The sequence below is a fragment of the Bradyrhizobium sp. SZCCT0231 genome, from assembly GCF_018130245.1.
Lineage (GTDB): Bacteria > Pseudomonadota > Alphaproteobacteria > Rhizobiales > Xanthobacteraceae > Bradyrhizobium > Bradyrhizobium japonicum_F.
The window spans coordinates 234646-247585 of sequence record NZ_JAFCKP010000002.1 but is presented as its reverse complement, the minus strand read 5'-3'; the positions used below and the strand labels follow the sequence as shown (position 1 = coordinate 247585).

Genomic DNA, 12940 nt, shown 5'->3' with positions numbered 1-12940 from the left:
ATCAGCGCAACACGTTCAAGAGGTCCTGCACCATCGAATTCGCGGTCGTGATCACCTTGGTGTTGGCCGAGTAGGCCTGCTGGGTCACGATCAGCTTGGTGAATTCGTCGGCGATGTCGGTGTTGGATCCCTCCAGCGACGAGCCGCTGATGGTGCCCGAGGCGCCGTCGATGGCGTCTCCCGACTGTTCCGTCGCGGCATAGGCGCCGCCATCCATCGCCTTGAGGTAATTGGTGCCGTTGAAATGCGACAGCTGCACCTGGGCGAGGTTCAGGTTCTGGCCGTTCGAGAAGGTGCCGACCACGACGCCATTGTTGTTGACGGCGACCGAGCGGAGCTGACCGGCGGCATAGCCGTTCTGGGTGATGGTGTTGATGGTCACCGCGCCGCTGGTGCTGGCATATTGCGTCAGCCCGCCCGAGGAGATGTTGAAGGCGACCGAGCCGAGCGACTGGCCGCTGACGGTGACGTTGTTGATGGTGATGCCCGAACCGCTCGGCGAGGTCAGCGAGCCGTCGGCAGCAAAGGTGAAGGTCTGCCCGGTGTTGACCCAGCCGACCGTGGTGCCGGTCGCATTCGGATCGGTCTGATAGAACAGGTTCCAGCTGTCGGTATGCCCGGCGCCGAGCGATGCGCTGTCGGTCTTGGCCCAGCGCAATTGCAGGTTCACCGGCGTGCCGGCGGCATTGTAGGCGGTCACCGCACCGCCGCTGATCGACTCCTTGGTGAAGGTGGCGATGTCGTTGCCGATCACGCCGCCGGTGCCGGCGGTGCCGCCACCGTCGCGGTTCTTGGTGATGGTCGAGGTGAAGCCGAGCGCCGAGAAGGCGGCGCTGTTGGAGCTGGACACCGAGAGGTTCGAGACGGTGCCGGTGTTGAGCGTGATCACGCCGCCGCTGCTGACCGACGACCCCGAGGCGCCGGAGAGCGCGTCGATCTTGCCGAGCAGGGTCGTGACGTTGTCGGTGGTGAGGATCTGATTGGCGGCGGGAACCGCCGGCGGCGAGATGAAAGTCAGCGTCTGACCGTTGACCGTGATGGTGTCGCCGGCGGAGAAGCCGGATGTGAGCACCTGGGCGCCGCCGGCGGTCGCAGTGCCGCTCAGCACCGTCGCGCCCGAGATCGCGGGCGAGGACAGTACGTTGCCGCCGCGCGTCACGCTGCTGATGCCGAGCGCAGTGGCGGCCGTGCCGCTGCCGACCGCCACGTCGGTGCCGGTGCCGGTCGAGATCTGGATATTGCCGCTAACCGAGAGCGAAGCGGTGACGCCGGCGCCGCCGGCGGTCTGGATCGCGTTCAGGATGTCGGCCACAGTCGCCGTCGTGCCCGCACCGAGACCGATCGTGGTGTTGCTGCCGACGGTGGCGACCGTGGTGCCGCCGTTGAAGGTAATCGTGTTGCCGTTGATGGTCAGCGTCTGGCCGCTCAACGCGGTCAGAATGCTGGAGGCGAGATGCGTGCCGGCGGCGTTGTCAAGGGAGGTGGTTGTCGAGGCCACCGCCGACGAATTGTTCTGGAGCGCAACCGTGCCCGTGGCCGTCGTCGACGAGTAGGCCGAGCGGATGTTGCCGGTTGCAGCCGCGCCTGACACCGTTGCGTTGGCATAGGGCGCGGGCGGCGTGCCGACCGGCAGCGGGTTGGCCGCGAAATCGGACGGGTTCAGCCCGCCGGCCGCCAGCAGCGTGCCGGTCGACGCGGTCGTTTTCGCCACTGTGTTCGGCTGGGTCGGCAGGTTCGCCGCGTACTGGATCGAGGTGGTCGCCTGCGCCGGAATGAAGTTGTTCTGGAATTGCAGGACGTTCGCCACGCTGCCGGTCGGGTTGCCGGTCTTCGGATCGACCGTGACGCCCATCAGGTAATAGCCGGCGCCGTTGACCAGATTGCCGTTGGCATTGAGCTGGAAGTCGCCGCGCCTCGTGTAATAGGTGACGCCGGTGAACACCGGCACGTTGTCGACGACGCCGCTCGCCTTCTGGATCGAGAAGAAGCCGTCGCCGGTGATCGCCATGTTGGTGGCGACGCTGGAGGACGAGATCGTGCCCTGCGTGGTGATGGTGGCCTTGGCGTTGGCCGTCACGCCGCCCGCGACCTGCTTGCTCGGGACCGAGGAGTCCGGAATGAGGTCGACGAAGCTGGTGCCGATGCCCTTGTACCCGGTGGTGGATGAGTTCGCGATGTTGCCGGAAATGTTCTGCAGCGCGAAAGACTGCGCCTGCAGGCCACCCACCGAGGTGTTCATTGCATCGAAGATACCCATAACTTTGTCTCCAAATCCGATCTCGGCGGCCGGTCGACCATGGCCGCAATCGGGAGAGACGTCGCAAGGCCTATGCCAATGCTGGTATCTTCAGAAAATCAATGGCTTAATGAAAAAGCCCCGGTCTAACGACCGGGGCACATTTGCCGGGACCGGCAACAATTGCCGGGGCGATCGGTCGTTCCGGTGCCACCGGTGCTGTCAACCTGCAGCTAGGTTTAGATCTTGGTGTCCTGATTTGCAGATGACCTCTTGCGGGTAATTAGCAGCCAAGCGGCAAGGCCCAAGATCGTTACCCACAATGCGATCCGAATGGTTTTTGTCTCGCCATCATCAGTGAGGCCGTCGAGCGTGAGCAAAACATAGAGAACAACGCAGCCGGATAGCGTCCACTTCAAAGCCGTCCTGCTCACCTTAGGCTCCCAATGACCGCCTACGTCGCCGACGCCGCAGCCGGGTGGAAGACCAGCCCGAAACCATCGATGCAGTAACGCAATCCGGTCGGCTTCGGGCCGTCGTCGAAGACATGGCCGAGATGGCCGCCGCAGCGCCGGCAATGCACCTCGGTGCGGACCATGCCGTAGGTGCGGTCCTCGGTCTTGCCGACATTGCCCTCGATCGGCGCATAGAAGCTCGGCCAGCCGGTGCCGCTCTCGAACTTGGTCTCCGACGTAAACAGCGGCAGATCGCAGCCGGCGCAGGCGAAGATGCCCTTGCGCTTCTCCTTGAGTAGCGGGCTGGAGCCGGGCCGCTCGGTGCCGTGGTTGCGCAGGATCTCATATTGCTGCGGCGTGAGCTGGGCGCGCCACTCAGCCTCCGTCTTCACAATCTCGAACTTTTCCGCGGCCTTCTCACCAGCCTCGGCGGGGGAGGCTCTCAGCCAGCGGAAGGCCGCAAGGCCAAACAGGCCGGCGACAGTCGTGAGCAGGATGCGGCGGTCAAACATGTCATTCTCCGTGCGCGGGAAGTCCACGCCCTGAGATACGGGCTTCTGTCGGCCGACGTTACACGTCCGGGCAGGATTTCTCTCAACTTATTGCGAGACGCGGTCGTCGTGCGCGACCGGTTCCGCGGCTTCGATCGCAGGTCTCTGCGGCGGGGCCGGTCGCGGCCGAACGCCGTCCGGGGGACGACGCGGACCGGTGCCGGCGGCCCGGTTGGCTTCAGCGAGGCGCGCCTCGCGCTGCCGATCCTTGACCCTGGCACGCTCGCGATAGCGGGCGAGCGCGCCTGCCGCGGCGGAACTCGCCCTGCCCCAGATCCCGACCAGCTGGCCGGCGACGCGCCCCGTGGCGCCGCCCGCCCAGACCAGCTCGAACGGCGAGAACAGCTTCCAGCGCTCATCGCCCCACAAGATGCTGCGCGCGATCATCTGGCCGGCCATGGCCGAGGTGTTCATGCCCTGGCGGCCGAACCCGCTCGCCACCCACAGGCCTTTGCGCAGCTGACCGATCTGCGGCATGCCGTGCACGGTCTGGCCGGTGGCGCCGCCGAACATCTCGGTGATCTCGACATTGCCGAGCTCGGGAAAGATCGTGCCGATCCGCCGCCTGACGGCGCCCGCGAAGCGCTGCGGACGCGCCGCCCAGGTGGTCTCCGGGCTTTCCCACATCAGCCGGTCGCCATCGACGATCCGGAAATGGTCGACGCCGTCGGAATCCATCACCGATCCCTTGAAGGCGATCATCTCGTGCAGGCGCCCGCCGAGCGGCGCGGTGATTCCGGCATAGCGCCAGACCGGCAGCAGCGTCTCCGACAGGCGCCTCAAGGGCGCGCCGAGATGGATGTTGCCCGCGAGCACGATGTGGCTGGCGCGCAGCCGCGCCGAGGGCGTGACGATGCGCTTGCGGATGCCGGAATGATCGATGCTGACCACCGGCGTGTCCTCGAAGATGCGGGCGCCGGCCCGCCGCGCCAGCGCCGCAAGGCCATGCACATATTTCCGGCCGTCGACCTGGAACGCTTTGGGGTAATACACGCCGTGAAAGTAGCGATCGGTCTTGAGCACGTCGCGAACGCGATCGGCCTGCCAGCCCTCGACCTCGGTATCGAAATCCTCGTTCAAGATCTGCAACCGGCTGATCAGCCGGTCGCCGGCGTCGACGTTGGAGACTTCCAGCACGCCGTCGCGAAGGCCGATTCCCGGCATGTTCTCTTCCGCGGCGTTGGCACGGACGAACTCGGCGCCCTCCTTCGACAGCGTCCACAACTCGCGGGCGTCCTCGAAGCCGATGCGCTCGATCAGGTCGGTGAGCGGCAGCGCAAAGCCCGGCATCACGGTGCCGAGCTGGTTGCCGGAGGCGTTCCAGCCGATATGCCGGCCCTCGAGTACCGCGACGCTGGCCCCGAGCCGGGCGGCTTCCAGCGCGATGGAGAGGCCGGCAAGCCCTGCCCCGATCACACAAATGTCGGCATCGAGATCGAACGACAGCCGCGCGCGGTCGCGAAAGCCGGCTTCTTCCTGGGACACGCTTGTGAAAGTCTCGCTCATGCAGTTTTCTTAGAGGACTGTGCGGGCCCTTGTCACCTTGTCCTCAACCGGCGCCTGTAGATTATCCTGGACGCGTAACGATTCGAGAATGCCATGCGCCGTTTGATGCTGCTGCGTCACGCCAAGACCGAGACCGACGCACCGAGCGGCCGTGACCAGGACCGCCGGCTCGACGACCGCGGCCACAGGGATGCCGCGCAGATGGGCGACTGGATCGCCGCCCATCCGCCCTTCCCCGATACCGTGCTGGTGTCGCACGCCGTGCGGGCCCGGCAGACCTGGGACATCGCCTGGAAGGCCATGAAGGACCGCGTCCCGGCGCCGCAGGTCGAGGTCCTGCCGGAGCTCTATGGCGCCGATGCCGCCGAGATCCTGGAAGCCATTCGCACTGCAACCGCCCCGGCCGCCCCGAAGCGGTTGCTGCTGATCGGCCACAATCCCGGCATGCACGAGGTCGCCCTGATGCTGATCGGCGGCGGCGATCATGATGGCGCCAGGGCGCTCGCCCACAACCTGCCCACCGCGGGGCTTGCGATCTTCGACTTTGACGTCAAGGATTGGGGGGACGTGGCCTACCGCCGCGGCAAGCTGGTGCTGTTCGTCAGCCCCAAGCTGCTTCGATCGGAGTGATCGCGCGACGTACCAGCAAGACGTGCTGATCGAAAGATTTGGAGGCGCAGATGTTCAAGTCCATCCTCGTGCCCATCGACCTCGCCGATACCGATCTCGCCAAGCCGGCGATCGCGACTGCAGCGACGTTGTCTCAGACCTGGAGCGGCACGGTGCGCCTGCTCAACGTGCTGCCGATGACGCCGGTGATGCTGGCCGAATACGTGCCGGCCGATTTCGACGAGCAGCAGCGCCAGACCTCGGAAGAAGCCCTCGCCATCGTCGCACGCGAATCCGGCATCGAGCCTTCCCGCATCTCCAGCGTGGTGCGCCAGGGCGGCATCTATCACGAGATCCTGGAGGAAGCCGCGAATATGAAGGCCGACCTGATCGTGATGACCTCGCACCGGCCGGCGATGCGCACCTACTTCCTCGGCTCCAACGCCGGACACGTCGTGCGCTACGCCAAGTGCTCGGTGCTGGTGGTGAGGCATTGAGTGTCGTCGTAGCCCGGTCTCGTAGGGTGGGTTAGCCGTGCGGACTGCGCGAAGCGCAGACCGCTCGGCGTAACCCACCGATTTAGTCTCCACTGCGGCAGAAGAGGTGGGTTACGCCTTCGGCTAACCCACCCTACGCAGCTACAATCCCTTGCGTTGCCCGACAGGCAAAACACCCAAACGGTCGGTCAATACGTGCCGCCAAAAATATTCCGCTTTACCGAATTTCGGAATTGGCGGATAGTGCACGCAACCCGGCCCAAGGAAGAGGGGCGTATCGCGATCGTCACGAACGCGGGCTGGGCGGCGGTGGACGCAGGTGACATCGGCGCGAAGGGTTTTGCAGGGCGGGCAACCGTGAGCAAAGACCTCGCGCACACGACCGGTGTGATCGGCGTACGGCGAAATCGTGTGGTCCTGGCGCCCGGGGTCTGTGCGCCAAGTCTTGCGGTGATGTGGCGGCCCGACCGGGCACGCGCATCAGTCATCCGCAAGGCGACGGGGGCAATAGTGCATCGCTCCCCGGGGAGAGCGCGACATAAGCCGTAAAACCACTGCGCAGGGAAGGCCGGGATGTCCTGGCTTCACCTGTATGCCGCTGTGCAGATTTCGCTACTGCCTTTCGCACAGTGGACCGCGGGTGCCAGCCGGCTCCCGGCCTTCCCTGCGCCCTCTTTCATTTGAGGGTGAAGAGATGAAGCAAAGCTCGGGCGAGATGCGCCGCGAGGATGCATATGCACGTCTGCGACGACACACTCGCTGTCATCGCCCGGTTTAACCGGGCGATCCAGTACTCCGAGACGGCAGTGATTGAGCCGAAAGGCCGCGGCGTACTGGATTCCCCGCCTGCGCGGGGAATGACAGCAGCATTTGGAGGGCGATTTTTCTGCCACACACTCCGTCATTGCGAGCGCAGCGAAGCAATCCAGAATCTTTCCGCGGATGCATTTCTGGATTGCTTCGCTGCGCTCGCAATGACGACGTTGAGACAGCTGTGTACGAAAACTCTACTCTGGTGCCCCGGACGCAGCGCAGCGTCTCTTCGACGATGCGCTGCAGAGCCGGGGCCCATGCTGCAGCAAGTACCGCGGCGTCCTGGGTCCCGGCTCTGCGCAGCAGCGTAAGAACGCTGCGGCGCGTCCGGGACACGAGAGGGATGCGCGCTATCGCCACACACTCCGTCATTGCGAGGAGCCCGCGACAAAATTACGAAGCAATTTTGCGCTGATGCGACGAAGCAATCCAGACTGCCTCCGCCGAGGGATTCTGGATTGCTTCGCGGAGCCTGTCATCGGGCCGCGCTTCGCGCGGACCCGTTGGCTCGCAATGACGGTATGGAAACAGCTGTGCCCACGAGCTCGCTTGCCCCGGACGCTGCGCAGCACGAAGTGATGCGCCGCAGAGCCGGGGCCCATGCATCAGCGAGTGCGGTCCGCTGGGTCCCGGCTCAGCGCAGCAACGCCGAGAGCGTTGCAGCGCGTCCGGGACACGAGAATGCACCTTACAAATACCGCGACAGCTCGGTCTTGAACTGCCCGTACACCGCATCCTCGATCTGGCTGCGCGTGATGCCGATGTCGCGCAGGGCGCGGTCGTCGAGCTCGTTCAGCGTCTTGACGGCGGAGCGGCGCTCCAGGCGATTGAACAGCGCAGAGGCGGCATGGGCGAGCGCAGTGAAAAATCCGCCCGACGAGGATGGGCGTAAACTCCGCCCGGCAGTTTGCGAGATCGTGGTCATTCTTCTTCTCCGGCCTGTCGTCCCGCGCGGCGAAGCAGGTGCCATTGGCGCGGACGCTTGTGGGCGCCTGCACCTCATTTTGCCATCGGATTGCTCTCGCTCCCCTCGGCTCAATCGCGGAACTTGATGGAACTTAAATGCTCCAGTACACTTCTCGGAGCAAGTAAAACATTGCTCTCGGTGCAATAATGTCCAAGTTCGAGTACGTGAAGCTTGCCGATGCCATTGCAGCCGACATCACTAACGGCACGTTAAGGCCCGGCGACCGGCTGCCGCCGCAGCGCAATTTTGCCTATGACCGCGGCATCGCGGTCTCGACCGCGAGCCGGGTCTATACGGAATTGCTCCGCCGCGGGCTCGTGGTCGGCGAGGTCGGGCGCGGCACGTTCATCTCCGGCGACGTCAGGCGTGAAGTCGAAACGATGCGCGAGCCGGCCGATGCGCGCATCAATCTCGAAGTCAATTATCCGCTATTGCCGCAGCAATGGGCGATGATCGCCAAGAGCCTTGCGGGGCTCGAGCGCATCGACGCGCTCGAATCCGCGCTGCGCGTCTCGACCAGCACCGGCACCAAGAGCGCGCGCGTTGCTGCCGCCGCCTATCTCGCGCGCAAGGATTTTGCGCCCCAGGCCGAGCAGATCTTCTTCACCGCCAACGGCAAGCAATCGCTCGCCGCCGCGCTCGCGGCGCTCGTTCCGACCGGCGGCCGCTGCGGCGTCGAGGCGCTGACCTATCCTTACGTCAAGAGCATCGCCGCGCGGCTCGGCGTGACGCTGGTCCCGATCCCGATGGACGAATTCGGCGCGCGGCCCGACGCCATCCAGAAGGCGCATCGCGAGGCCCATCTGTCGGCGCTGTATCTGCAGCCCATCATCCAGAATCCGCTCGGCGTCACCATGAACGCGGCGCGGCGCGCCGACATCATGCGCGTTGCCGAAAAGCTCGATCTCACCATCATCGAGGACGCCGTCTACGGCTTTCTCGCCGACGACACGCCGCTGGCCGCGCTCGGGCCCGACCGCTGCATCGTGATCGACAGCCTGTCCAAGAAGGTCGCGCCGGGCCTTGCGCTCGGCATCCTGGTCGCGCCGCCTCACTTGCGTGAAAGCGTGATGAGCGCGGTCCGCACCGGCGGCTGGATCGCCTCCGGCCACGCGCTGGCGGCCGGACAGCGCCTGATGGCCGACGGCACCGTCGCCGAGCTGACCCGCCTGAAGCGCATCGACGCGGCGCGCCGCCAGCAGACCGCCGCAAGGCTGCTCGCCGGCTACCAGCTCGCCGCCGATCCGCGCTCCTATCATCTCTGGCTGACGCTGCCGCCGCACTGGCGCTCGCAAACCTTCGTCGCCGCAGCAGCAAGGCGCGGCATCGCGCTGACGCCGTCCTCGACCTTCGCGATCGCGCATGGTCACGCGCCGAATGCGGTGCGGCTCGCCCTCGCCCCGCCCTCGCCCGAGCAGCTCGATTCCGGCCTGCGCACCATCGTCTCGCTGCTCGGCACCAAGGAAGAGGATTTCGACTCGACGGAGTAGCGTGCTGTGAAGACTAAGGCAGCAGCGACCTCGGCACGCAATCAAAACTGTAGCTCCGCGGCTGGTTGCGCCGGACGAAGCCACCGACCTGCCAGGCGAACAGCGCGGCGAAGCCGAGGATGAACAGCACGCCGGCGAATTCCCCGATCACCAGGGCGCGGATCAGGAGGCCCGCCATCGCCACGGCGAGCACCGCCAGGAACGCCAGCACCGCCGCATAGGTCTTGCGGCCGAGCCCTGCGGTCAATTCGGCGCGGCTGCCCGCTTTCGCCATCCGCGCATGGAGCTCGATGAGGAAATCGCGAAAGCCGCTGTCCTGCGGCGCCATCAGGGCCGCGGTCTGCCAGCTCGTCGACAGGATCGCGATGCGGCCGCCGCCGGCGCGGCTGACATCGGCGCGAAAGCGGTGCTGCTGCATCGACACCGGGCGGAACGACAGCCGGATCGCCGAGATCTCGTCGTAGCGCCACAGGCCGGAGCGTCCGGCGATGTGCCAGGACAATCCCTCCTCCGTCAGCTCGAAGCGATGCGCCGAGCCGATCAGCGAGGCCTTGTAGGCGTAGCTCGTGGCCGAACCAGCTTCAGCTCCCCGCATATCGATCCTTGATCCCATTCGCGATCGGCTTGCGCGATCGCCCCCACCCATCCTACAAGCGAGGCATGGTTGAGACGACCTATTTTCCGCGCCGCCTGATTCTCGGCGCCGCAATGATCTCCGGTGTGTTGCTCGCGCTCGCGGTGCACATGCTGGGCGCGCGCTACGGTCTCGACCTCGGCGGCCTCTGGCGTTCCGACGCGCATGAATTCATCCCCGCGGGCGCGGCGATCGCCTGGTGGCTGATCGCCACGGTCGGCTTCTCCGGCGGCTATTTCACGGCGAGCCTGATGCAGAGCGCCGTCTCCGGACAGATCCCGCAGCGGATGCGGCAGTTCCTGATCGCGGTCGGCGTGCTCTTGCTTGCGGGGGCGGGCCAGGCGGCCTCGGCGCCGAGCCCGATCCCGACCGTCTCGGGCGTGCTCGCCGGGCTTGCCGCCCTGTGCCTCGGTGCCGTGATGGCGTTCTGCGGCGCGCATTTCGCACTGCGCCGCGGCTAGAGCATGATCCGGAAAAGTGCGAAGCGGTTTTCCCTCGCGACAAACGCGGAACGCGTTTGCGCGGAGATCACGCTCAAACAATAGCCTTCCTTACGCCGACGCGCGCAGCCGCGGGCGGTCCAGCATCATCGCCACGTCGGACGCCGGCCGCGGCTTGCTGAACAGATAACCCTGCGCCTGAGTGCAGCCTTCGCGCCGGAGCAGCTCGAGCTGCACGTCGTTCTCGACGCCTTCCGCCGTGGTGACGATGCCGAGGCTGCGGCCGAGGCTGGTCACCGCACGGATGATCGCCATGGAATCTTCGCGCGTCGCCAGCTCCGACACGAAGGAGCGGTCGATCTTGATCTTGTCGAACGGGAAGCTCCGCAGGTAGCTCAGCGACGAATAGCCGGTGCCGAAATCGTCGAGCGAGATCCGCACGCCCATGGCGCGCAGCTCGTGGAGAGTCGCGAGCGTCGCCTCGCTGTTCTGGAGCAGCACCGATTCGGTGATCTCGAGCTCGAGACGGCACGCATCAAGTCCCGAGGCGGCCAATGCTTCGGTCACGGACGCTATCAGGTTCGGGCTCTTGAACTGCACCGGCGACAAATTGACGGCGACATCGACGTCGTCGGGCCAGGTGGCTGCGTCGGTGCAGGCGGAGCGCAGCACGAACTCACCGAGCTGAACGATGAGCCCGGTCTCCTCGGCGAGCGGAATGAAGTTGATGGGCGCGATCAGCCCGCGCTGCGGATGGTTCCAGCGCAACAGCGCCTCGAAGGCAACGACGCGACCGCTGGCGACGTCACGGATCGGCTGATAATAGACCTGAAACTCGTCGCGTTGCAGCGCCGCGCGCAGATCCATTTCCAAGAGGCGCCGCGCTTGAGCGCGCGCATCCATGCCGGTCTCGAAGAAGCGATAGGTGCCGCGGCCATCCGCCTTGGCGCGGTAGAGCGCAAGATCGGCGTTCTTCAACAGCTCGTCCGGATTGCTGCCGTCCTGCGGCGACAGCGAGATGCCGATCGAGACGCCGATCACGATCTGATGGTCGTCGATCTCGTAAGGCGCCGAGATCACCTCGACGAGGCGCTCGGCAAGGGACCTCGCAGCGGTCTCCTCGGAACGTCCGATCTGGACCACCGCGAACTCGTCGCCACCGAGCCGCGCCACGGTGTCGTGCTCGCCGACGGTGGCCTTCAGCCTGCGGCCGACCTCCTTGAGCAGCGCATCGCCGATGGGATGGCCGAGCGAGTCGTTGATGTCCTTGAAGTGATCGAGATCGAGACAAAGCACGGCGAGCTGGTCGCCCGACTTGGTCCGACGCAGCCCCTGCTCGAGCTCTTCGTGAAACAGCACCCGGTTCGGCAGGCTGGTCAGCGCATCATGGCGGGCCATGTGCGAGATCTTGGCCTGTGCCTCCAGCCATTCGGTGATGTCCTCGAAGGTCGCAACCCAGCCGCCGCCCTGCATCGGCTGGTTGACGACCCGGATGGAGCGGCCGAACCGGTTGACGACGTCGGTCGTGGTGCGGCCCTCGCGTGCGTCAGCGATGAGGCGCGCGAAGAATTCATCGGCGTCGCCCTGCCACTGGCCCTTGGCCTGCTCTTCCCTGAACACATCGACCAGTAGCCGGCCGGTGAGCAGGATGTCGGTACGACGGAGCATCGCGGCGTAGCGCTCGTTGAACAGGATGATCTTGCCGTCGGCGTCGAACATGCACAGCCCCTGCGACATGTTCTCGAGCGCGCAGTCCAACACGATCTGCTGGCGGCCCAATTCGCCCTTGGCGCGGCGGTCGAGCAGCGCGGCCACGAGCGCAATGGCGATGATCGCGACAGCGGCGCTGGCAGTGAGGAAGGACAGCGAGGCCGGTGGAATGGAGAGCCCGCTGATCGCGAGCGTCGGGTCCGGCGTCAGCAGCACAGCGCCCATCGCGGTGAAGTGATGCGCGACGATGGCGACCGTGAGCAAGGCAGTCGCGCTCAGCGCATGACGAATGTCGTCGCCTCGGGCAGCCACGAACAGCGCGAGCGCTGCGAAGATGATGCCGAACAGCACCGAGGCGGCAACCGTGCTTCCGATCCAATCCACCCGTGCCGGCATCTCCAGCGCCGCCATGCCGGTGTAATGCATCGCCGCGACACCCGTGCCGACGATGGCGCCGCCGAGAACGATCCACACCGGGCGCGAGGACGCTACGGCGAGGCTCAACCCCACGAAGGTCACGGAGATCGCAAGCATCAACGAGAGAATTGTCACGGGGATGTTGTAGGCGCCGGCGCCGCCCGGCCCGTAGGCAAGCATCGCGATGAAATGCGTCGCCCAGATGCCGCATCCGCTGACGGCCGCATCCAGGGCAATCCAGGCCAGACGCCCGGGGCCGTGCGTGGCGCGTGCGCGCTGAAACAGGCTGATCGCCGCCGCGCTGGCGAGCAGGCACACCGCGCCGCCAAGGGCGACCAGTCGCCAGTCATGCTCGTCGGTGAGACAGTAGAGAACTTGATGCATTGCCGGCCCCTATCGACCGGCACTTCACCCGACAGAGATGGACGATCGGTAACCGGCTACAAACTGTTTCGGGAATGGTGAATGGAAGATGTGTGTGATCGCTCGCATTGTTCATCCTCGCCCCGAGGCGATCATGCCGGCTGGATGCCCCCGCTTTCGCGGGGCATGACAGCGGATGAAGCGAGAGACAACGCGCCGCGCGGACCACCGTGCGGCGCTTGTCAACTGGAC

10 protein-coding genes are annotated in these 12940 nt (G+C 65.7%); 4 read left to right on the top strand and 6 right to left on the bottom strand.

The annotated features are described in order from the left end of the window. Nucleotide 1 precedes the first annotated feature (1 nt). From JQ566_RS08515 to JQ566_RS08505, 3 genes are all read right to left on the bottom strand, one after another. Nucleotides 2-2257 carry a flagellar hook-basal body complex protein gene (locus tag JQ566_RS08515; protein WP_212371808.1) on the bottom strand — a complete coding sequence of 752 codons (2256 nt, stop codon included), beginning with the start codon at nt 2255-2257 and terminating at the stop codon, nt 2-4. A 433-nt stretch (nt 2258-2690) separates the two neighbouring features. After that, nucleotides 2691-3203 carry a peptide-methionine (R)-S-oxide reductase MsrB gene (gene msrB, locus JQ566_RS08510; RefSeq protein WP_212371807.1) on the bottom strand — a complete coding sequence of 171 codons (513 nt, stop codon included), beginning with the start codon at nt 3201-3203 and terminating at the stop codon, nt 2691-2693. An 87-nt stretch (nt 3204-3290) separates the two neighbouring features. Then, nucleotides 3291-4748, bottom strand: coding sequence for an NAD(P)/FAD-dependent oxidoreductase (locus JQ566_RS08505; protein WP_212371806.1), 1458 nt, complete (start codon nt 4746-4748; stop codon nt 3291-3293). Nucleotides 4749-4841: 93 nt separating this feature from the next. Between JQ566_RS08505 and JQ566_RS08500 the strand changes: the two genes are divergently transcribed. Beyond that, the gene (locus JQ566_RS08500) at nt 4842-5378 is read left to right on the top strand and encodes a SixA phosphatase family protein (protein WP_212371805.1); all 537 of its coding nucleotides are present in this window, start codon (nt 4842-4844) and stop codon (nt 5376-5378) included. 50 nt (nt 5379-5428) lie between these two features. Beyond that, on the top strand, nt 5429-5854 hold the full coding sequence (locus JQ566_RS08495) for a universal stress protein (RefSeq protein ID WP_061883091.1): 426 nt from the start codon (nt 5429-5431) through the stop codon (nt 5852-5854). Between the two features lie 1501 nt (nt 5855-7355). On the opposite strand, the gene JQ566_RS08490 is transcribed toward JQ566_RS08495, so the two are convergent. After that, entirely contained in the window at nt 7356-7592 is a 237-nt protein-coding gene (locus tag JQ566_RS08490) for a DUF1127 domain-containing protein (RefSeq protein ID WP_167407195.1), read from the bottom strand. A gap of 188 nt (nt 7593-7780) precedes the next feature. Here JQ566_RS08490 and JQ566_RS08485 point away from each other — a divergent pair, with 188 nt between their 5' ends. Further along, a complete protein-coding gene (locus JQ566_RS08485) occupies nt 7781-9124 on the top strand; it encodes an aminotransferase-like domain-containing protein (protein WP_212371804.1) in 1344 nt (447 codons plus the stop codon). Between the two features lie 13 nt (nt 9125-9137). Here the strand turns inward: JQ566_RS08485 and JQ566_RS08480 are convergent, their stop codons facing one another. Then, nucleotides 9138-9719 carry a hypothetical protein gene (locus JQ566_RS08480; RefSeq protein WP_212371803.1) on the bottom strand — a complete coding sequence of 194 codons (582 nt, stop codon included), beginning with the start codon at nt 9717-9719 and terminating at the stop codon, nt 9138-9140. Nucleotides 9720-9784: 65 nt separating this feature from the next. Between JQ566_RS08480 and JQ566_RS08475 the strand changes: the two genes are divergently transcribed. Beyond that, nucleotides 9785-10219 (top strand): hypothetical protein, encoded by a 435-nt coding sequence (locus JQ566_RS08475; RefSeq protein WP_212371802.1) that lies wholly within the window; start codon nt 9785-9787, stop codon nt 10217-10219. A 90-nt stretch (nt 10220-10309) separates the two neighbouring features. Here JQ566_RS08475 and JQ566_RS08470 read toward each other — a convergent pair whose 3' ends face one another. After that, nucleotides 10310-12709, bottom strand: a complete 2400-nt coding sequence (locus JQ566_RS08470; protein WP_212371801.1) for a bifunctional diguanylate cyclase/phosphodiesterase — start codon at nt 12707-12709, stop codon at nt 10310-10312. Between the last annotated feature and the right edge of the window lie 231 nt (nt 12710-12940).